The organism is Pseudomonas sp. NPDC090208, from assembly GCF_044746785.1.
Taxonomy (GTDB): Bacteria; Pseudomonadota; Gammaproteobacteria; order Pseudomonadales; family Pseudomonadaceae; genus Aquipseudomonas.
This window is the reverse complement of the sequence record NZ_JBIVCU010000006.1, coordinates 200,801-221,305: the sequence shown is the minus strand read 5'-3', so window position 1 is coordinate 221,305 and position 20,505 is coordinate 200,801. Positions and strand designations below refer to the sequence as shown.

General features: G+C 58.9%; 15 protein-coding genes. 6 read left to right on the top strand and 9 right to left on the bottom strand.

Going from position 1 to position 20,505, the window contains the following annotated elements; translation table 11 throughout:
• Positions 1–313: 313 nt before the first annotated feature.
• Both ACIPL0_RS12930 and ACIPL0_RS12925 read right to left on the bottom strand, forming a co-directional pair.
• Positions 314–1,966 (bottom strand): GMC family oxidoreductase, encoded by a 1,653-nt coding sequence (locus ACIPL0_RS12930; RefSeq protein WP_400731540.1) that lies wholly within the window; start codon positions 1,964–1,966, stop codon positions 314–316.
• A gap of 215 nt (positions 1,967–2,181) precedes the next feature.
• The gene (locus tag ACIPL0_RS12925; RefSeq protein WP_400597031.1) at positions 2,182–3,870 is read right to left on the bottom strand and encodes an NAD-dependent malic enzyme; all 1,689 of its coding nucleotides are present in this window, start codon (positions 3,868–3,870) and stop codon (positions 2,182–2,184) included.
• A 429-nt stretch (positions 3,871–4,299) separates the two neighbouring features.
• Between ACIPL0_RS12925 and ACIPL0_RS12920 the strand changes: the two genes are divergently transcribed.
• On the top strand, positions 4,300–5,349 hold the full coding sequence (locus ACIPL0_RS12920; RefSeq protein ID WP_400597030.1) for a FecR family protein: 1,050 nt from the start codon (positions 4,300–4,302) through the stop codon (positions 5,347–5,349).
• Positions 5,350–5,493: 144 nt separating this feature from the next.
• Here the strand turns inward: ACIPL0_RS12920 and ACIPL0_RS12915 are convergent, their stop codons facing one another.
• Positions 5,494–7,821, bottom strand: a complete 2,328-nt coding sequence (locus ACIPL0_RS12915; protein WP_400597029.1) for an acylase — start codon at positions 7,819–7,821, stop codon at positions 5,494–5,496.
• Between the two features lie 98 nt (positions 7,822–7,919).
• A complete protein-coding gene (locus tag ACIPL0_RS12910) occupies positions 7,920–9,248 on the bottom strand; it encodes a lysine N(6)-hydroxylase/L-ornithine N(5)-oxygenase family protein (protein ID WP_400597028.1) in 1,329 nt (442 codons plus the stop codon).
• Between the two features lie 663 nt (positions 9,249–9,911).
• On the opposite strand from ACIPL0_RS12910, the gene ACIPL0_RS12905 reads away from it, so the two are divergent.
• The 3 genes from ACIPL0_RS12905 (at position 9,912) to ACIPL0_RS12895 (ending at position 12,279) form a co-directional block, all read left to right on the top strand.
• Positions 9,912–10,598 (top strand): hypothetical protein, encoded by a 687-nt coding sequence (locus ACIPL0_RS12905; protein WP_400597027.1) that lies wholly within the window; start codon positions 9,912–9,914, stop codon positions 10,596–10,598.
• A 284-nt stretch (positions 10,599–10,882) separates the two neighbouring features.
• Positions 10,883–11,293 carry a TIR domain-containing protein gene (locus tag ACIPL0_RS12900; RefSeq protein ID WP_400731539.1) on the top strand — a complete coding sequence of 137 codons (411 nt, stop codon included), beginning with the start codon at positions 10,883–10,885 and terminating at the stop codon, positions 11,291–11,293.
• Complete coding sequence (locus tag ACIPL0_RS12895) at positions 11,293–12,279, top strand: caspase domain-containing protein (protein WP_400597026.1); 987 nt, start codon at positions 11,293–11,295, stop codon at positions 12,277–12,279. Before ACIPL0_RS12900 ends, ACIPL0_RS12895 begins: the two co-directional genes overlap by 1 nt.
• 75 nt (positions 12,280–12,354) lie before the next feature.
• Here ACIPL0_RS12895 and ACIPL0_RS12890 read toward each other — a convergent pair whose 3' ends face one another.
• The 5 genes from ACIPL0_RS12890 to ACIPL0_RS12870 form a co-directional block, all read right to left on the bottom strand.
• The gene (locus ACIPL0_RS12890; RefSeq protein WP_400597025.1) at positions 12,355–12,618 is read right to left on the bottom strand and encodes a hypothetical protein; all 264 of its coding nucleotides are present in this window, start codon (positions 12,616–12,618) and stop codon (positions 12,355–12,357) included.
• 182 nt (positions 12,619–12,800) lie between these two features.
• Positions 12,801–13,097: a hypothetical protein gene (locus ACIPL0_RS12885; RefSeq protein ID WP_400597024.1), complete on the bottom strand. Its 297-nt coding sequence runs from the start codon at positions 13,095–13,097 to the stop codon at positions 12,801–12,803.
• Positions 13,094–14,074, bottom strand: coding sequence for an integrase domain-containing protein (locus tag ACIPL0_RS12880; protein WP_400597023.1), 981 nt, complete (start codon positions 14,072–14,074; stop codon positions 13,094–13,096). The genes ACIPL0_RS12885 and ACIPL0_RS12880 overlap by 4 nt, the downstream gene beginning before the upstream one ends.
• Positions 14,075–14,967: 893 nt before the next feature.
• A complete protein-coding gene (locus ACIPL0_RS12875) occupies positions 14,968–16,290 on the bottom strand; it encodes a tyrosine-type recombinase/integrase (RefSeq protein WP_400597022.1) in 1,323 nt (440 codons plus the stop codon).
• A gap of 292 nt (positions 16,291–16,582) precedes the next feature.
• Entirely contained in the window at positions 16,583–17,065 is a 483-nt protein-coding gene (locus tag ACIPL0_RS12870; protein WP_400597137.1) for a sigma-70 family RNA polymerase sigma factor, read from the bottom strand.
• A 294-nt stretch (positions 17,066–17,359) separates the two neighbouring features.
• On the opposite strand from ACIPL0_RS12870, the gene ACIPL0_RS12865 reads away from it, so the two are divergent.
• Both ACIPL0_RS12865 and ACIPL0_RS12860 read left to right on the top strand, forming a co-directional pair.
• Positions 17,360–18,532 (top strand): efflux RND transporter periplasmic adaptor subunit, encoded by a 1,173-nt coding sequence (locus ACIPL0_RS12865; protein ID WP_400597021.1) that lies wholly within the window; start codon positions 17,360–17,362, stop codon positions 18,530–18,532.
• Between the two features lies 1 nt (position 18,533).
• Positions 18,534–20,504, top strand: coding sequence for a MacB family efflux pump subunit (locus tag ACIPL0_RS12860; RefSeq protein WP_400597020.1), 1,971 nt, complete (start codon positions 18,534–18,536; stop codon positions 20,502–20,504).
• Position 20,505 lies beyond the last annotated feature (1 nt).

Genomic DNA, 20,505 nt, shown 5'->3' with positions numbered 1-20,505 from the left:
AGGCGACCTTGCAGCGTCTGAACGGACGTATTCGCGGGCAAGCCACGCTCCCACAGGGGGTGGCACCGGCCCTGGCAGTTCGGCTTGCCAGCGTTAGCGCCTTCAAGAACGCCACCGCCGGCAAGCCGGACTGCTACGGGGATTGGTGGATCCTGAGCATCATCAGACACAACATGCCCCGTGGGAGGGAGCCCTGCTCGCGAAAGCGTCGGTTCGGTCAACGCACGTCGGCTGAACAATTGCCTTCGCGAGCAGGGCTCCCTCCCACAGAGGCCTGTCGTCCGGCATGTCACTGATGTCGCTAGCACAATGTCTACACAACCTGCTCGGCCATCACGCTGCTGAAAACACCCGCTGCCTGCGCAGCATCCTCAATGATCATCTGCGCCGCCTTCTCGGCGATCATCACTGTCGGCGAGCAGGTGTTGCCGGAGGTGATGGTCGGCATGATCGAGGCGTCGACCACCCGCAGGCCGGGGATGCCGTGGACGCGCAGGCGTTCGTCGACCACGGCGTCGCGGCTTTGGCCCATCTTGCAGGTGCCGACCGGGTGGAAAATGGTGGTGCCGATGCTGCCGGCAGCCTGACGCAGCTCGGCTTCGCTGTTCAGGTGGGCACCGGGCAGGTATTCCACCGGCTCGAACGCAGCCAGCGCCGGCGCAGCGGCAATGCGCCGGGTCAGGCGGATGGCGTCGGCGGCGACTTTCAGGTCGCTGTCGTGGCTCAGATAGTGGGGCTGGATCAACGGTGCGCTGTCGGCCAGCGCCGAGCGGATTTCCACCCGGCCCCGACTCTGCGGGCGCAGGTCGCAGACCGACGCGGTAAACGCCGGGAAGCTGTGCAACGGCTCGCCAAAACGCTCCAGCGACAGCGGTTGCACGTGGTATTCCAGATTGGCGCGGCTCTGCTCAGGCCCGGACCGGGCAAACGCGCCCAACTGGCTCGGCGCCATCGCCAGCGGCCCGCTGCGGTTGAGCGCGTATTGCAGACCCATGTTCATCTTGCCCCACAGGCTGCTGGCCATCTGGTTGAGGGTGTGGCCGTTGCTGACCTTGTAGATCAGGCGCAATTGCAGGTGGTCCTGCAGGTTTTCGCCGACACCGGGCAGCTCGTGGCGAACGCCGATGCCGAGCTTTTCCAGCAACGCACGCGGGCCAATGCCGGAACGCTGCAGAATCATCGGCGAGCCAATCGCGCCACTGCAGAGGATGATTTCCCGTCGCGCCTTGAAGGCCTGCTCCAGCCCTGCGACTCGCGCCAGCACGGCGCTGGCACGACCGTTCTCCAGCTCAAGCCGCGACACCTCGGCACCGGTCAACACGGTCAGATTCGGCCGCTTCAACACCGGACGCAGAAACGCCTTGGAGGCATTCCAGCGCACGCCGCGACGTTGATTGACCTGAAAGTAACTGCAGCCTTCGTTGTCGCCGCCGTTGAAATCCGTAATCGAGGCAATGCCGGTCTGTGCCGCCGCTTCGCGAAAGGCATCCAGCAAGGCCCACGACAGCCGCTGTTGCTCGACCCGCCATTCGCCTGCGGCGCCATGCAGGCCGGAGTCGCCGGCGTAGTGGCTTTCCGAACGCTTGAAAATCGGCAGCACGTCCTGCCAGGCCCAGCCCTTGTTACCCTGCGCCGCCCAGCCGTCGTAGTCAGCGGACTGGCCGCGCATGTAGATCATGCCGTTGATCGACGAGCAGCCGCCCAGCACCTTGCCGCGCGGATAGTTCAGCGCACGACCGTTGAGGCCGGGTTCGGCTTCGGTCTTGAAGCACCAGTCGGTGCGCGGGTTGCCGATGCAATAGAGATACCCCACCGGCACGTGAATCCAGGGGTAATTGTCCTGGCCGCCGGCTTCGAGCAGCAGCACGCGATGGGCGGGATTGTATGACAGCCGGTTGGCCAGCAGACAGCCTGCCGGGCCTGCGCCGACGATCACGTAGTCATAGAGCACAGCGTCCTTTTCCATGCGTTCCTCGACAGTCTTGTTGTTCTTATCGAGGGTTCATCCTGAAGTTTTTTGCCACAAAACAAAAGACCGCCCGGTGAGGGGCGGTCTTTCGAGTACAGCAAGATCCTGTGGGAGCCGGCTTGCTGGCGAACGGGTCAGGACGGTCACATTGAGGATGTCTGATCCAACGCCTTCGCCAGCAAGCCGGCTCCTACAATGACCGCGAGACGCAGTCAGACTGCGCTACGGCGATAGCTGCGGTAGTTCGGCATCCAGAAATGGCGCTCGATGGCTTCCAGCAGCATCTCCTCGGTAGTTTCCAGCGCAACGCCTTCGGCCTGAGCCTCTTTGGCCACGGCCAGGGCGATCTTCTTGCTGACCTGCTGGATCTCCTTCAGCGGCGGCAGCATCGCGTCGCCCTTGCCAGTCACCAACGGCGAGCATTCAGCCAGTGCGTTGGAAGCGGCCATCAGCATCTTGTCGGTGATGCGTGTAGCTTTTGCCGCGATCACACCCAGACCGATGCCCGGGAAGATGTAGGAGTTGTTGCACTGTGCAATCGGGAACGTGCGATCACCCACAACTGCCGGAGCAAACGGGCTGCCGGTAGCGACCAGCGCTTCGCCGTTGGTCCAGGTCAGGACTTCCTGTGGCGTCACTTCGACCTTGGAGGTCGGGTTGGACAGCGGCATTACCAGCGGCTTCGCGCAGTGCTTGTGCATCTCACGGATGATCTGCTCGGTGAACAGGCCACGCTGGCCGGACACGCCGATCAGCACGGTCGGCTTGCCATGGGTGACCACGTCCAGCAGCTCCGGATAGCCCGCGCCGCTCGACCAGCCAGCCACGTCGGCAGACTTCTGTGCCAGGTTCTTCTGGAAGTCCAGCAGGTTGTCCATGCTGTCGGTGAGCAGGCCGAAACGGTCGACCATCATCACCCGCTTGCGCGCTTCGGCTTCGCTCAGGCCTTCGATGACCATCGCGGCGATGATGTGCTCGGCGATACCGCAACCGGCGGAACCGGCACCGAGGAACACCACGCGCTGCTGGCTCAGCGGCTCGTTCTTGGCCTTGCAGGCCGCGAGCAGCGTGCCCACGGCGACCGACGCGGTGCCCTGGATGTCGTCGTTGAAGCAGCACAGCTCGTCGCGGTACTTCTCCAGCAACGGCATGGCGTTGGTCTGGGCGAAGTCTTCGAACTGCAGCAGCACGTCCGGCCAGCGGCGCTGAACGGCTTCGATGAACAGCGCGACGAACTCTTCGTATTCCTTGCCGGTCACGCGGTTGTGGCGCCAGCCCATGTACATCGGGTCGTCGAGCAGTTCCTGGTTGTTGGTGCCGACGTCCAGCACGATCGGCAGGGTGTAGGCCGGGCTGATGCCGCCACAGGCGGTGTACAGCGACAGCTTGCCGATCGGGATGCCCATGCCGCCGATGCCCTGGTCGCCCAGGCCGAGGATGCGCTCGCTGTCGGTGACCACGATGATCTTGATGCGGTCCTTGGTGGCGCTGCGCAGGATGTCGTCGATGCGGTCGCGGTCAGGGTAGGAAATGAACAGGCCGCGGTGGGTGCGGTAGATCTTGGAGAATTCCTGACACGCCTGGCCGACGGTCGGGGTGTAGATGATCGGCAGCATTTCTTCCAGGTGCGAGTCCAGCAGACGGAAGAACAACGTTTCGTTGTTGTCCTGGATCGAACGCAGGTAGATGTGCTTGTCGAGGTCGCTCGCGCACTGCTGGTACTGGTTGTAAACGCGGGTCACCTGCTCTTCGATGGTTTCAACGTTCTGCGGCAGCAGGCCGATCAGGTTGAAATCCACACGTTCCTGGGGCGTGAACGCACTGCCCTTGTTGAGCAGCGGCATCTCCAGCAATGAAGGGCCAGCGTAGGAAATATACAAAGGTCGCGAGGTCTTGGTCATTTTCAGTGATCGCCTTTTTCTCTGTTTGCTCTATCGATACGTGACCGAAACGGTACCTGCGGGGTCGGATCTTTCACGACACGCAACACAGGATCCGTCCGAAAAAATGGGGAGATGAAAAAATCAGGGGGCCTATCTTACTCGTCTGAAGGCAATTGCGACATTTTGTCACTGCGGCTGTTGCGAAATGATGGCTGGGCGCCATGGCCGCGGCATCAGCGTACTCCGACAGGAATCAGGCGCCATGCGGCCTGTGGAAAATCTGCCGATGTTGAAGAAATCCCACGCGCATTCGTCTGTTTCTTCAGGAAAACGACAGGTTTTTCACAGTCCTTTCGGAAAAATAGTTGAGACTGATACTCAATTGCCATGATGGCTGTTTTCCATGCTCATCGCCGAGAGTAGAATGCTGCGGTCCAGGAATAGTCGATGAACACACCCAAACTCTCTGAAGCCGAATTCGATGCCATCACCGAGGCCGCCGCGCAATGGTGCATGCGGCTGCATGAGGAAGATTGCACCGATGCCGAGCGCGAAGAGTTCCAGCGCTGGCTCGAAACAAGTCCCGTGCATGCGTTTGAATACGAGGCGATGCAGGAAATCTGGGACACCGCCGACCATCTGCCGCGCACTGTCGGTGAAACGCCGAACATCGAAACAGCCAGCATCAAAACCCCGAGCCCCGAAGCCTCGAACCTTGAACCCCTGAACGTGGTGCCGCTGCCGGTGCGGCGCACGTCGTGGCGCCAGTACGGCATCGCGGCGGCCGTGACCCTGCTGGCGTTGCCGGTGGCCGGGCTGATCGGCTGGAACCTGGGTTATGTGCCCAACGCCTGGCAGAGTTTCGAAGCCACCGACCAGACGCGCATCGTCGCCCTCGCCGACGGCAGCCGTGTCGAGCTGAACCTCGGCACCCGCCTGACCTACGCCAACTACAAGGACCAGCGCCGGGTCACGTTGAGCAAGGGCGAGGCGTATTTCGAAGTGACGCACTCGGTCGAGCATCCGTTCGTGGTCCGCGCCGGCGAAGGCCAGGTGCGCGTGACCGGCACCCGCTTCAACGTGTGGAATTATCAGGACCAGGTGCGCGTGACCCTGTTGCAGGGCTCGGTTCTGGTGTCGAGCAATCGCTCCGGCGAAGGCTATCGCCTCGACCCGGGCATGCAGGCGCGCTACAAGGGCGGGGATTACGAACCGCAAATCAACCAGACCTACGCCAACGACCCGACCCTGGCCTGGCGCAACGGCAAACTGGTGCTGGACAACCTGTCGCTCAACGACGCGTTGCCACTGATCAACCGCTACCTGGATCACCCGGTGCAACTGGCCGACAGCGCCACCGGCCAGATCCGTATCGGCGGTGTCTACAACACCCACGACGTGCAGGGCCTGGTCAAATCCCTGCCAAAAGTGCTGCCGGTTTACCTGAGCGAAAACAAGGATGGCGATCCGGTGTTGAGTTCGGCGCCAAGGACGTAAGGCTCACACAGTCCTCTGTAGGAGCTGGCTTGCCCTGCGACCTGCCGGGAACCGGCAGTAAACCCTACCAACGCGTTCTGCCTGACACACCTCATTGGCCGAATTTACGACTGCTTCGCAGCCGCTCGCAGGACAAGCCAGCTCCTACAATTGCGCCGCTTCCTGATCCCGCTCACGAATCACCTGAAGGGTGTAATGGGCATCTTCCCTGATCTGCTGTTCGGTGAACGGCAGCACACTCCATTGTTTCTTTGAAAACGCCTCGGTCTGGTCCCGCGCATGGGGCGAGCTCGGATCGCTGGACAGCGAGAACGCCAGCAGCCCCTGGGCATGCGGTCCCTTGTCGTCGAAAGTCACCACCTGCACATAGCTGGTGCCGCTGACCACCTCGCGCTTGCCACCCTCCCCCGGCACGCTTTGCATGGCGTTGTACACGCCCAGATCCGACGGCCCGCCGTGGATCGGAATCGCTTCGCCGCCACTGCTGACCTGCTGAATATCACCCCAGACGCTGTCGGCCTTGAGCCCGGCCTTCTGCACCTCATCGACCGACGCCAGCATCGCCTTGTGCAATGCCTCTGCGACTTGCGGCTGCTGAACGTTCAAGCCGCTCGGTGTGTGTTGCGGATCGGCCGGGTCGAATTTCACCCGCCAGACATCGTCGCTTTCCAGCAACGCCTGCATGATGTGCTGGAAATGCACGAAGCCAATGCCGCTCTGCAGATTGGCCTTGCCGTCCCAGGCCTTGAGGCTGACACACAGCGATTTCAGCGTCTCGGCGTCGGTGCCCGCGAGACCGGCGCAGTACTGCAACAGATCCGGCAACACCTGACCGGCCAGATAGACCTGATCGTCCATCACCATCTGTTGCAGATCCTGAGCCTGCAACGGCCCGGCCTTGTGCAATTGCGCCAGACGATCCAGGGCAAAGCGTGCACGCGGCCCCAGCGGCAGACCTTCGCGGCTGATCACCGGCGAAAATCCGGTCAGAGGCGCCGTCGGGTTGACCATCCACGCCGAATCGTTGGAGTTCTGCACATAGTCGCCGCGCAGCAATTGCGGCTGCTTGTCCGCCGGAAAGATGCCCTTCTGCACGCTGCCCGCCGCCACGTTCCAGTTGCAACCGCTGCGCGAACCGTCGAGCACGATCAGCTCAAGGCCGGCGCGCGGGTCGCTGCATTGCTTGAGCTTTGTGGCGTCGACATACGGCACCACCGACAGGTTCATGTACAGGGTCTGGCCCTTGTCATCCACCGCCAGCGTGTTGACCCACGGAATGCCGTGGACCTTGTGTACCGAGGCCTGAAACGCCTTGAGGCTGTCGGCGCGGTTCATTTCATACCACTGCTGCAACACGCGGTCGTTGTCCTGGTTGGCATCGCGCAGGCTGAACGCCACGTCGCGGTTCCAGTCGAGCTTGCCCGGCCACTGCACGATGGGCCCGAACTTCGAGCTGTACACCGTGTGAGTCTGCGCCTTGCTGCTGCCATCCGGTTGTTTGACCTGAACGGTCACGTCGCGCTTGTCCATCGCCAACGACTTGCCGTCGAGCAGATAACGGGTCGGGTCTTTCGGGTCGAGTTGCAGGCGGAACAGGGTGAAATGCTTCGACGTGTCGACGGTGTGGGTCCAGGCCAGGTGCTGGCTGAAACCGATATTGATCATCGGCAGGCCGGGCAGCGCCGCGCCCATCACATCGAGCTTGCCGGGAATGGTCAGGTGCATCTGATAGAAACGCATGCCGCCAACCCACGGGAAATGCGGGTTGCCCAGCAACATGCCACGCCCGTTGAACGAGCGTTCGTGGCCGATGGCAACCCCGTTGCTGCCACGGTCCAGCGCGAAACGCTGCTGACGGACGTCGGCCAACTGAAAGGCATTCGACGCCTGCACCTGCGCGGCATCCTGCGGCGGACGGGCACCCGCCAGCGCTTCGGCAAATTGCCCCAGGCCACCTTCGGCCAGCAGACGGCGGGTCAGCTTGACCAGATCCAGCGCGGTCAGCGGCCTTACCCAATCGCCAGCGCAGGCTTCGGGCAATGCCTTGCGCTCGCTCAACTGGCGGTTGTAACCGGCGACATAACCCTCCACCAACTTGCGCACCTCAGGCGTCTGCGCCTGCCAGAACGCCGCCACCGCCTGCGGCGTGTTCAGCCAGTTGAAAAACAGGTCGCTGGTGAGGTTGTCGCGCTGCTCGACGGTGGTCTGTTCCGGGCCGAAGTACTTCGAGCGCTCCCCGTTGACCGTGATCACCTCATTGGCCAGCAGGCACAGGTTGTCCTGCGCGTAGGCATAACCGATGCCGTAGCCGAGGCCACGTTCGTCGCTGGCAAGGATGTGCGGCACGCCGAAAGTGGTGCGGCGGATATCGGCGCTGGCGTCATCGCCCTCGGTACGCGCCTGGGCGGCAAGGCTCAGGCCGAGAAACAAAGCGCTCAAACAGAAACGCGGAAATGGGCGGGCGATGATCACGCGGGCTCCTGATCAATAAGAAATAAAGGCGGCGCGTGGCCCTGTAGGAGCCAGCAAGCGGGCTCCCACGGCCTACGGCCAGAGTCGAGACCGACAACTCAACTGGCAGTGGCCAACAACAAATCCAGCACACTACGCGCCGGCGCATGGTGCTGGTCATGGGCATACAACGAAGCGGCAATCTCGTCCGCCCGAATCGGCAGAATCGACAACAGCGTGTCGCTCAGACCATGGCTGGCCTGACAGAAACCCTGCATGTAGATCCCCGCCTTGCAGCGCTCGTCCGTCGCCAGACGGTAATCGCGGTTGACGGTGTAATCGCCCAGGTACTCCGCCAGCGGCGCCAGCAACTGACGGTGCATTTGGCGCTCGTAACCGGTGGCGAGGATCACCACATCGTAATGATGCGCCGCCAACTCGCCGGTCGCCGTGCTGCGCAACGCCAGTTCGATGCTGTCCGGGTGGCTGACCGCACGTTCCACTGTAGTCAGGCTGCGGAAGGCATGGCGCGGAATGCCCGACACCTTCTGCCGATAGAAGATGCCGTAGATGCGCTCGATCAGGTCCAGATCCACCACCGAATAGTTGGTGCTCTGATACTCGTTGATAAGCCGCTCGCGCTCGGCGGCGTTCTGCTGATAAATCAGGTCGGTGAACTCCGGCGAAAACACCTCGTTGACGAACGGACTGTCATCCGCCGGCTTCAGCGCCGAACCGCGCAGAATCCAGTCCACCTGCACCGCCGGGAAGCTGTCGTTGAGATCGATGAACGCCTCGGCCGCACTCTGCCCGCTGCCAATGATCGCCACCCGCAGCGACTGCCCCGGCTGCGCCGCCATGCGCTCCAGATAACGCGAGTGATGAAACACCCGGCTGTCGTTTTTCAGATGCTTGAATGGCTCGGGAATCCGCGGCGTACCGCCAGCGCTGACCACCACCGACCGCGTGGTGCGCACATGCTGCGCGCCCTGCCCATCCCGGGAAATCACCCGCAACGCCTCGACCTGCTGCTTGTGCAACACCGGCTCAATGGTCAGCACTTCCTCGCCGTAGCGGCTCTGCTCCTGAAAATGCCCGGCCACCCAGCGCAGATAATCGTTGAATTCCATGCGGCACGGATAAAAGGTGCCGAGGTTGATGAAATCCACCAGACGACCGTGGGTTTTCAGGTAATTGACGAACGAATACGGGCTGGTCGGATTGCGCAGCGTCACCAGATCCTTGAGAAAGGAAATCTGCAACTCGCTCTGCGTCACCAGCGTATTGCCATGCCAGCGATAGTCCGCCTGCTTGTCGAGGAACAACACATTCATCTCGCCCTGACGCTGCGCGTGCTCACGCAAAGCGATGGCCAAAGCCAGGTTGGAAGGGCCGAAACCCACGCCGATCAGATCGTGAACGACAGCCGATGCGATTGCCTGTGTCATGTCCAGTGTCCTCTGGAAAGCCCCTCAACAGCGGGGACGAAAAATCCGGGTGACCGGCGCGATGCAGAGGCAGCGCGGGTCGTCTGTTGAGTAGGAACGAGGAGGGGGTGGGGAAATTTAGCTGAGGCTGGCTGCCTTTCCGTTTGGCACGCTGCGCACACCTGTAGGAGCTGGCTTGTCCTGCGACCGGCGACGGAGTCGGCGTAAAACCGGGCAACTATGCATCACTGACACACTGCGTTGCTGGATTGAAGGTATCTACAGTTCTGATCAGTCCGTTTATTGGAAAGAATCGAATGCGTTATCGAAGCTGGGATAGGTTGCGGAGACAGGAGTCGACTCTTATCATAACTATATGATTTTTATAACTATTTAAGATTTCAATTTTTGCTTATATCCCTAAAACTACCCCCGCGTTATCCGATTGATAACAGGAGCTTCGGCGTACTCCTCTCCTTTGAAAACGGGCAGCCGAGCGCCTACATTCTCGCTGCAGCGTCGCTGACGTTACCGAGCTCTCGCACAAACGCTGCTTGAGAAAAAAGCCTCTAAGAGTTTTGACCTCAGCTGATGCCCACTAGATTGCCTGGAGTGATCGAAAGCCGATCTAGGCTCAGTGCTTACAGACCTATCAGCTGAAAAAGCAGCGGCGGTAACTCCGCCATGCACAACCCGCAAAAATGGGTCCGACCCGTAAAAACCCCTAGCAATGCATGGCGTTTTGATACTACTATCAAGCTTTGCCTAAATGATAGTTGTAAGAAAATGAAGTCTGACGACGAAGAGTACAAACTCTACGAAAAAATTTATCTTGCAGAAGCCGAGCGAAAAGAAAAGTTGCTGGCACGCCTAAACTTGCCCTTGGCTATGATAGTAGCGCTGTTGAGTTACCTTTCATATCTACTCTCGAAAGCTCCGGGCGTAGATAGCACAGAAGGGGTTTTCTTCTGGATCACATACCTGATGGCTGGCGTCTATCTGTTAGTTGCGGCGGCTCATTTTTCTAAAGCTTGGCGAGTCCGAAAAGATGACTTAGTCATCCCAACCGCCGAAGACCTTGAAGGCCACCGAAAAATCTTGATTACGTATTTCGATGGAGACATTTCAAAAGCCAACGGCCAATTTATGCAAATCATGATGGACTATTACATCATGGGCGCAACAAGAAACGCGAAAAACAATGATAGCCGCAGCACTCAACTTGACCAATTTTCGAAATACGTCATTTACTCTGTAATAGCCTCTATTATCGCTTTCGTCCCAGTGTACTCAGCAACTCACAACAAGGAGAATTGTGATGTCCGACCAAAAGCCGCCACCGCCACCGCCACCACCGATGCGCAATGTTAGAGGTGATGTTCCATTACCACGTCGCGAGCCGCCGCCACCTCCACCACCCAAAAAAGGCTAAGCAAACAATTAGATCGGTGCTACATCCATGACTAAATCAGCACAACAGTTAGGATGTACCCGATCTCTAAAAAAAGGAAATTTTGCACAAAAAAAATCGACGCACAAATTTTTGCGACATTGAGAATAATAAAGCGCCAAAGTCTAACAACAACATAAGGACAACAAAGCAAAAACTCAACTAGCTTAAAACCCAAAACAGATGACGCAGCCACAGCTATCAAATGCAAACACATGGAGTTACTGCAATAAAAAAACGCGTATTCATTTCTTTCGATTATGATAACGATGTAACCTTGAAGACCTTTTTGGTGGGACAGGCAAAACTTGACGATAGCCCATTCGATTTAGCAGATTGGTCTATCAAAGAGCATATTGATGACAACTGGAAGGCCAAAGCGAGAACAAGGATTAAAGCCGTTGATGTCGTATGCGTAATTTGTGGCAACAACACTGACACGGCGGTCGGAGTAAGCGCCGAAGTTAAAATCGCCCAGGAAGAAGGGATACCATATTTCCTTCTAAACGGCTACTCTGATAAAACATGCATAAAACCTAAAGCTGCGCTATCCAGCGACAAGTTGTATAAGTGGACCTGGCCCAACCTTAAGTCGCTGATCGGCGGGGGCCGATAATGAAAAAAGCCTTAGTCATCGGTATAGATGATTACCCAACCGCACCATTAAAGGGCTGTGTCAATGACGCAGTTGCGATTGCTGAACTATTAGAAAACGACGGGAGTGGCGACCCAAACTTTTCCGTCATCAAACTAGTCAGCAACGAACAACAAGTCACAAGCGAGCTACTGATAAACTCCATCGCTGAGCTTTTTAGTGGAGAGGCTGATACAGCGCTCTTATATTTCGCCGGGCACGGAATAATTGTTCCTGAAACCAACGCCGGGTACATTGTAAGTAGTGATGGGCGACGTGGCGCATGGGGCACCTCACTGTCAGAAATACTCGCACTGGCAAATAAATCCCACCCTAAGATTAAGTCCTGCGTGATAATTCTCGATTGTTGTCATTCGGGTTACGCAGGAGAAGTGGCGGGAGTGGACGGAAACGCATCAGTAATTGGTACTGGAGTAACTATCTTAACTGCTAGCCATCGTGAAGGTGGCGCGATGGAGGAAGATGGCCGAGGGATCTTCACTGACATATTACTTGACGGCCTTAGAGGTGGATGCTCAGACATTCTTGGAAACATCACCCCAGCCGCAATTTACTCCCATGTTGATCAAACGCTCGGACCATGGGAGCAACGCCCCATGTACAAAGCGAACGTACAGCATTTTGTCACTTTAAGAAAAGTAGATCCAAAGGTACCAAAAGAAGTATTACGGAGACTTGTAAAATACTTCCCAAGCAAAACTGATATTTTTGCATTAGACCCATCCTTTGAGCCTGATAGAGAAAATATTCCAGACGAGTTCAAACATATACCTGTAAACGAAGAGAACGTAAAAATATTCAAAGAACTCCAACAGTGCAATCGCTACGGCCTTGTGGTTCCAGTAGATGCGGACCATATGTTTTATGCCGCAATAAATTCGACGGGATGCAAGCTTACCGGACTAGGAGCACACTACAGAAAACTAGCAGAGATGAAAAGAATATAAGACCTATCGCTACAACCTAATCCTTGGAGAGCGTTTTTCATAAACCTCTCCAAGTCAAATCCCGCTAAGAAAGCATCAATCCAAACCAATATTATTGATAATAAATTCCAAATACCCCATCACTTGTTCCCTATCGCTCTCCTTTTCCGACTCAGTAAGATTATGGTAAGGTGTTTTTATCTGCCGCTCCCATCTCACTACAAGTTCGCTAGGAATTGTCAGGGAGCCGTCGTCATTTCGCGAACACTTAGAATGAAGATATCTTTGCCAGTGCGCCCAGCGCTCATGCTCAATTTCGGCAAGCGGCTCCAATAATTTAAGCAGATGCGACGCTGACATTTAATTTCACCATATTAATTAAGTCAACGTATATTCTAGCAGCTATTGAAGAATCTGCCGAACCCCGTCCAGATAAACACGAGCATCAACGCGCGCAAGAATCCAAATTAATGCTTTACCTTGGAAATTACTCATGTACCTCTTCCTGTTTACCACAGTATATCGGCCGCAACCCCCCAACTCTATCTATGTTTACTTTTTGAACATACATTGAATGACCATGTCTTTCCCAATCGAATTTGGATCAACCGTGCAGTCAGAAAATAGTAATATCGAGTCGTCTCACTGCGCTCAGCTAGGCGGTGTTCAAGAAACCAAACCACATGCTTTTTCTGCCAGCTCCAAGGCGATTCTCGCTGCCAGCGTTCTGCGATTGCAGCTTGGATGACTTTCGCCTGCCGTAAGTGGCGTTGCCGGGTCGCGTATGAGCCGGTAAGCACACCAGCCAGAAACAGGTCCATATCGAATGGGATGCTCATGTGCGACCGCCAATGTAGGCAGCGACCACATCGATCCGACCGTGCCCCAGCTCATAGCTGATTTGCCTTCGGGCCTCGCGGTCAAGATGCTGATCTAGCTCGGAGCATTGACCGCCGTTGATAGGTGCACGGTGTTGAGTGATTTGCTCATAGCGTTCACATGCATACGCTGCTCGTAGCTCATGGAAGCCTTTCAGCTTGTGTGCATGCAGGACGTCCCGCGCAGGTCGGATGAATTGTTGCAGTAGAGTCAGGTAGCTTTCGTGTGACGCAATCAGGTTGTGGCTACCGGCAGGCGACACCTGCCGTGCAAATTTAAGTGCACCACGAACATGATCGTCCACTGTTATCCACCGTGGCGCAGAGGCACCGGCGCGACCACCTTTGGTACCATCCTGAATGTTAATCCTGCCTAGCTCTTTAGCCTCACGGCTAAGCCGTGGCAGGTCAGCCAAGATGGCCTCACGCAAGCGCATGCCGGTGGCTCGCGCCAACAGAACAATTGCGGCGGCCCGTTGCTGATGATCGCGGCAAAGCGCATCGACGATCTGTTTAACCTGTTCGCGTTCTTGGCCCTGCGGCACTGAGTTGCGAATCCCGCTGCGCTGCATACCCAACGCCTTGCTCGGACTTGGCAGTTTCACATGCTGATCACCGCGAAGCGCTGCCATGGTCCTGTTGACGCTGGATAATCGGTTTTGCGCGGTGCTGACGGCGAGGGAACCGCGCCCAACCACGTCGCGCAGATATGCCGCGTAGTCGGCCAACACCTTCCGATCAATCTGCCGCGCGTCATTGATACCTGGCCCTTGTTCGGAGCGGCACCACTTCACGAATGCTTGCCACCGATCACAGTGCGCTTTGACCGTGCCGTAATGACCGCCGCCGAACATGTCTTTCAGCGCCTGCGGCCCTGCGTAGCTCAATTGCCTGCCGTATCCGAAATTGCGGCCATCCCGCCTACCTACCAATGCCATGTCGATCACCTCATCGCCTGTTCTCCGATCCTCGCCCCACGTCATCCCGCCAAGAATGCTGAGTGTTATCAGGGATCAAGGCCCCTGCGACCTGTGGGGAATGTCCTCTACGCGGGACTGGCGGCTCCTTACGTCCGGGAGCAAGGGCATCTCATGATCTGGCCTCCTGAGCACCGTTACCGGTGGGCGGGTGGAGGCTGCATTGGCTGACGAGACCAGTGCCGCGAGATCCTGAGCCATGTGCAAGCAGCAATGCGATGACCGGGACATGCCTGACTGTCAGTCAGGTGCAGTCCATTCCTTGGTCTGCGGCACCATCATCTACAAGGCTGTTGCTGGTGACATCGGCGTTTGTCACGCCGATTGTCACGAGGGGGAATGCCGCAAAGCTATGTGCGATCAGGGCTGCAGCAGTGGTAGAAGTGCCCGTCTCTTTTCAGGAAAAGAGACGGGCACAGGTTGGCGCAGTATTCGGCCAAGCGGATAGATTGCTGCAGGGCAGCGAGGTACGGAGCATCTGGCGCACGAGCGCTTTATGTGTAAGAGCATCCATCACATGGGTAGTGACCGGGCGAGCTGCCGGATGCGAATCGCCCTCGGGGAGAACCACCGCGAGAGCGGCGTGACCATGAAGGTTCGGGTCACCTGGGGTGCTGTCAACGACAGCCTTTGCACTGTCTTTTCTACGCCCGCAATCCGAGAGGGTCAAGCGACTCGCCCGCAGGATTTTGTGGTTGAAAATGGCATTGGGCGTGTACGGAATCCCGTGGTTTACAGTGGCCGATTGGGTGCTTTGGATTTTAGGTGAGGTCCATCCAAACAGGGCGGCTTTGCAGCCCTGTTTGGATGGACCCGCATGGAAGGCAGATCACCGAAATTTCAAAGCCGTGCGCTCACTCGACTGCGCCACGCCTAGCCCTAAGGCTCGATACGTTTGCCCCGGTCTGATTGGCGAACTCATGCGGCGAGATATGCTCCTGCCGGTTCGCTTCGAGGTAACGGCTCCACCAACTCATGATCATTCGCCGTTCCTCCAGGAACTCGGCCTTGTGGATATACGCCGCCCGAACGTTGTTACGCTCCCTGTGGCTCATCTGCCGCTCAATAGCCGTCTCAGACCAAAGCCCGGATTCGACCAAGGCACTGCACGCCATGGACCGGAAGCCATGCCCGCAGATTTCGGTCTTGGTGTCGTAACCCATGTTCCGCAAAGCGCTATTGACCGTATTTTCGGACATAGGCTTCCAAGAGCGAGCGTCGCTGGTGAACACCAGATCGAAGTACCCCGTGATCGCATGAATCTGTTCGAGCAACGCCACCGCTTGCGGTGACAGAGGGACCAGATGGATGTCGCCCGCCATCTTCGTCCCTCTTGTCGAATACGGTACTCCGTCCAACGCTGGCCGCGTGTCAGGTATCTCCCATATGCCGCGCTTCAGGTCGAACTCACTCCAACGTGCGAAGCGCAATTCGCTGGAGCGAACAAACACATGCAACGACAGCATGACTGTCAGCCGAGTGAGCGTGCGTCCTTTGTAGTTCTCGATGCGGTCCATCAACTCAGGCAGACGTGACAGCGGGAGTGCAGGCCGGTGCGTAACCCGCGGCGCGCTGATAAAACCCTCAAGGTCATATGCAGGGTTCAGCGTGATCAGCCGTAGCCGCTTCGCCTCACGCATGATGCTTTGAAGGTAGTTCTGTACCCTTAAGGCCACATCAATCGTGCCGCGCTTCTTGATCGCCTCAAGCGGCTGCATGAGGTCGAAGGTATCCAGATCAACGATGGCGCGTGCGCCTAGCCGCGGGAATACGTGCGTCTTCAAGCGACTCAGCACCGTCCTCGAATGGCCAGGCGCCCACTTCACGGACATTTCCTTATGCCAGTCCAAGGCAACGCGTTCGAATGTGTGCCCTCTGACAACCGCCTCGGCCTTGGCCTGCTGCTTGGACGCAATCGGATCAATGCCCTCAGCCAGCATCCGCTTAGTCTCCAGACGCTTCTGCCGAGCATCTGCAAGCCCGATGACGGGATAGTTGCCAAACGAGGTCAGTCCCTCGCGCCCATCCGGTTTCACATACCGGAAGCGCCAGCCTTTGCGGCCATTGGGGTAAACGAGGAGGTAAAGACCGTCACCGTCAAAAAGCTTGTACGGGCGGTCAGTAGGCTTGGCCGAGCGGCATGCGGTGTCGGTCAGGGGAGCAGTAGTACGAGCCATAAGGGTAAACCCCTTTATCGAATCGACTTTATCCCAAACGTTACCCCTAAATCGGCTGGCAGCTGTCGGATTCCGACGGAACGTCATAACGAAAAAACCCGCCAGAAGGCGGGTTTTACGGGGGTTCCAGAGATTTTGGTAGCCTTCGCTGGAACCTGAACTGGTGCCGGAGACAGGAATCGAACAAACACCACGCTCGCCAGCGAACGCATCATGTCAGATACCCCACACAGGACAGACACAAGCAATCGGGGGCAAGCGCGCTCCTACAGATTCGGTGACGTGGCAACCCTCACCCAATATCCCACTGCCTCACCCTCACCCGACAATGCTTCATCGCATTGACGATATGCTTCTCCACCACGCTCTTCGACACGCCCAACCGCTCGGCAATCTCGACATGGGACAGCCCTTCGATCTTGCGCAGCATGAAGCACTCGCGGCACAACGCGGGTAGCTCTGCCAGCGCGCGTTGCATCATTTCCAGGCGTTGGCCGTGGTCCATGGTGGCCTGGGGTGAGGGGGTGAAGAGTTGTTCTTCCTGATCAACCGCTTCCAGCGGTTCGGTCTGGCGGATGATGTTGCGGCGGTGGTCGTCGATGACGAGGTTGAGGGCGGTGCGGTAGAGGAACGCGCGGGGCTGTTCGATGGGGGTGTCGCTGGCGCGCTCCAGCACCCGCAGGTAGGCGTCATGCACCACATCTTCGGCGGACTGGCGGTTGCCCAGTCTGGCGTTGAGAAAGCACACCAGCTCGCGATAGTAGTTTTCCAAAATGACTCCCGGTCGCTAACCCTGCGCCTTGTCCTTGAGCCGCTCATGGCCTGTGGATTTTTGTAAAGGCACGATGATGGCAGTTCAGGCGGGCTAATTTATAATAATTCTCATCTAGAGTTAAGGTCTGTCGGTCGGCCTTGGGCAAAATTTTGTAACGTGACGCCCCCTTTCCGGCCGGTAAATTTCTCTGACGGGCTTTCGTTTATCTGTGAGTCCCCGCGCTCCGTCGGCCCGCCGTGCATCTGCGGCGCCCATGACCTGCGGCGGGGAGACTTTCACTGGCCGGAACCCTGCATGAAACGTCCCCGCAAAACCCGACGCGCCCTGCTCGCTACCCTTGTCCTGATTCCTGTAGCTGCCCTCGCCGCCTGGCAGTTCATGCCGCCGGGGCGTGATCAGTTCGCGACCGTGCAGGTCAGTCGTGGCGATATCGAAAGCAGCGTGACCGCGCTTGGCACTCTGCAGCCGCGTCGTTACGTCGATGTCGGCGCCCAGGCGTCCGGGCAGATCCGCAAGATTCACGTCGAGGTGGGTGACGAGGTCAAGGAAGGTCAGTTGCTGGTGGAGATCGATCCGTCGACCCAGCAGGCCAAGCTCGACGGCAGCCGTTTTGCCATCGACAACCTCAAGGCGCAGTTGCAGGAGCAACGCGCGCTGCATGACCTCGCCCAGCAGAAATATGCGCGCCAGCAGCATCTGGCCAAGGGCGGTGCGACCCGTGAGGAGGACGTGCAGAGCGCCGAGGCCGAGCTGCGAACCACCCAGGCGCGCATCGACATGTTCCAGGCGCAGATCCGTCAGGCCCAGGCCAGCCTGCGCAGCGACGAAGCGGAACTGGGCTACACGCGAATTTTCGCGCCGATGACCGGCACCGTGGTGGCGCTGGATGCCCGCGAGGGCCAGACCCTCAACGCCCAGCAGCAGACGCCGCTGATCATGCGCATTGCCAAGCTGTCGCCGATGACCGTCTGGGCGGAAGTCTCCGAAGCCGACATCGGTCACGTCAAACCGGGCATGACCGCCTACTTCACCACCCTCAGCGGCGGCACCCGGCGCTGGAGCAGTACGGTGCGTCAGGTGTTGCCGGTGCCGCCCAAGCCACTGGAGCAGACCAGCCAGGCTGGCGGCAGTCCCAGCAGTGTGAACAAGAGCGGCAGCGGGCGCGTGGTGCTCTACACCGTGCTGCTCGACGTCAACAACGCCGACCACAGCCTGATGGCGGAAATGACCGCGCAGGTGTTTTTCGTCAACAGCGAAGTCCGCGACGTGCTCACCGCGCCCATCGCCGCCCTGCATGGCGACAGTGGCAGCGACCGGCCGACCGTGCGCGTGGTGGCGAAGAACGGCGAGATCGAATCACGGCAGATCCACACCGGGGTCAGCGACCGGCAGAAAACCCAGGTCCTCGACGGGCTGGCCGAGGGCGATTATTTGCTGATCGGCCCGGCCAGTGGCAGCGGGGGTTGATGTGGACACGCCTCTGATCGAGCTGCAGGACATCCGCAAATCCTACGGCGGCGGTGACAGCCCCAAAGTCGATGTGTTGCGCGGTGTCAGTTTGTCGATCCATGCCGGCGAGTTCGTGGCCATCGTCGGCGCGTCGGGCTCGGGCAAATCGACGCTGATGAACATCCTTGGCTGCCTCGACCGCCCTACTTCTGGCAGCTATCGCTTTGCCGGCGAAGACGTGGCGCATCTGGGCAGCGACGAGCTGGCGTGGTTGCGCCGTGAGGCGTTCGGCTTCGTGTTTCAGGGCTATCACCTGATTCCGTCGGGCTCGGCCCAGGAAAACGTCGAGATGCCGGCCATCTACGCCGGCATTCCCGCTGACCAACGTCATGCCCGCGCCGCCGCCTTGCTGCAGCGGCTGGGCCTGGCCGAACGTACCGGCAACCGACCGCATCAACTATCCGGTGGTCAGCAGCAGCGGGTGTCGATTGCCCGCGCCTTGATGAACGGCGGCCATATCATCCTCGCCGACGAACCCACCGGCGCCCTAGACAGCAAGAGCGGCGCCGAGGTGATGACGCTGCTCGACGAGCTGGCCAGTCAGGGCCATGTGGTGATTCTGATCACCCACGACCGTAACGTGGCGGCGCGGGCCAAGCGCATCATTGAAGTGCGCGACGGCCTGATCATCAGCGACAGCGCCGACGGCAATCCGCAGGTGCAAGCGACCGACAACCCCAAGGCGCTGAATGCCGACGACCTGCGCCAGCGCCTCAACGAGGGCAGCCTTCACAGTGGCGCATGGAAAGGCGAGCTGGTCGACGCAGTGAAAGCGGCATGGCGGGTGATGTGGATCAACCGCTTCCGCACTGCGCTGACCCTGCTCGGCATCATCATCGGCGTGGCGTCGGTGGTGGTGATGCTGGCGGTGGGTGAAGGCAGCAAGCGCCAGGTCATGGCGCAGATGGGAGCGTTCGGCTCGAACATCATTTTCCTCAACGGCACCGCGCCCAACCCGCGCGCGCCGCAGGGCATCGTCAGCCTCAGCGATGTTGCCGCGCTGTCGACACTGCCTCAGGTGACGCGGATCATGCCGCTGATCGGCGACTACGCGACGATCCGTTCCGGCAGCAACGACTACAAGGTCTACGTCGGCGGCGCCAACACGCTGTTCCCGAGCATCTTCAACTGGCCGCTGTCCCACGGTGCGTTTTTCACCCGCAGCGACGAAGAAACCGCCGCCTCGGTGGCAGTCATCGGCGACAAGGTGCGCGAGAAGTTCTTCAGCAACCGCAACCCCATCGGCCAGTACATCCTTATCGAGAACGTGCCGTTCCAGGTGATCGGCGTGCTCGCCGCCAAGGGCGCCAGCTCCGGGGAAAAGGACAGCGACGTGCGGGTGATGATCCCCTACTCCTCGGCCAGCATCCGCCTGTTCGGCACCCATGACCCGGAGTACGTGGTGATCGCCGCCAACGACTCGCGCAACGTCAAGGAAACCGAGCAGGCCATCCACGAATTGATGCTCAAACTGCACCACGGCAAGCACGATTACGAACTGACCAACAACGCGGCGATGATCCAGGCCGAAGCCAGAACCCAGACCACCCTGTCGCTGATGCTCGGCGCGATTGCCGCGATTTCGCTGCTGGTCGGCGGCATCGGCGTGATGAACATCATGCTGATGACCGTGCGCGAACGGACCCGCGAGATCGGCATTCGCATGGCCACCGGCGCCCGTCAGCGCGACATCCTGCGCCAGTTTCTCACCGAGGCGGTGCTGCTCTCGGTGGTCGGCGGCCTGACCGGCATCGTCCTGGCCCTGTTGGTCGGCGGCGGATTGCTGCTCGCCCAGGTGGCGGTGGCTTTCTCGCTGGCGGCGGTGCTCGGCGCCTTTGCCTGCGCGCTGGTCACCGGTGTCGTCTTCGGCTTCATGCCGGCTCGCAAAGCTGCCCGGCTCGACCCGGTCACGGCCCTTACCAGTGAATGAT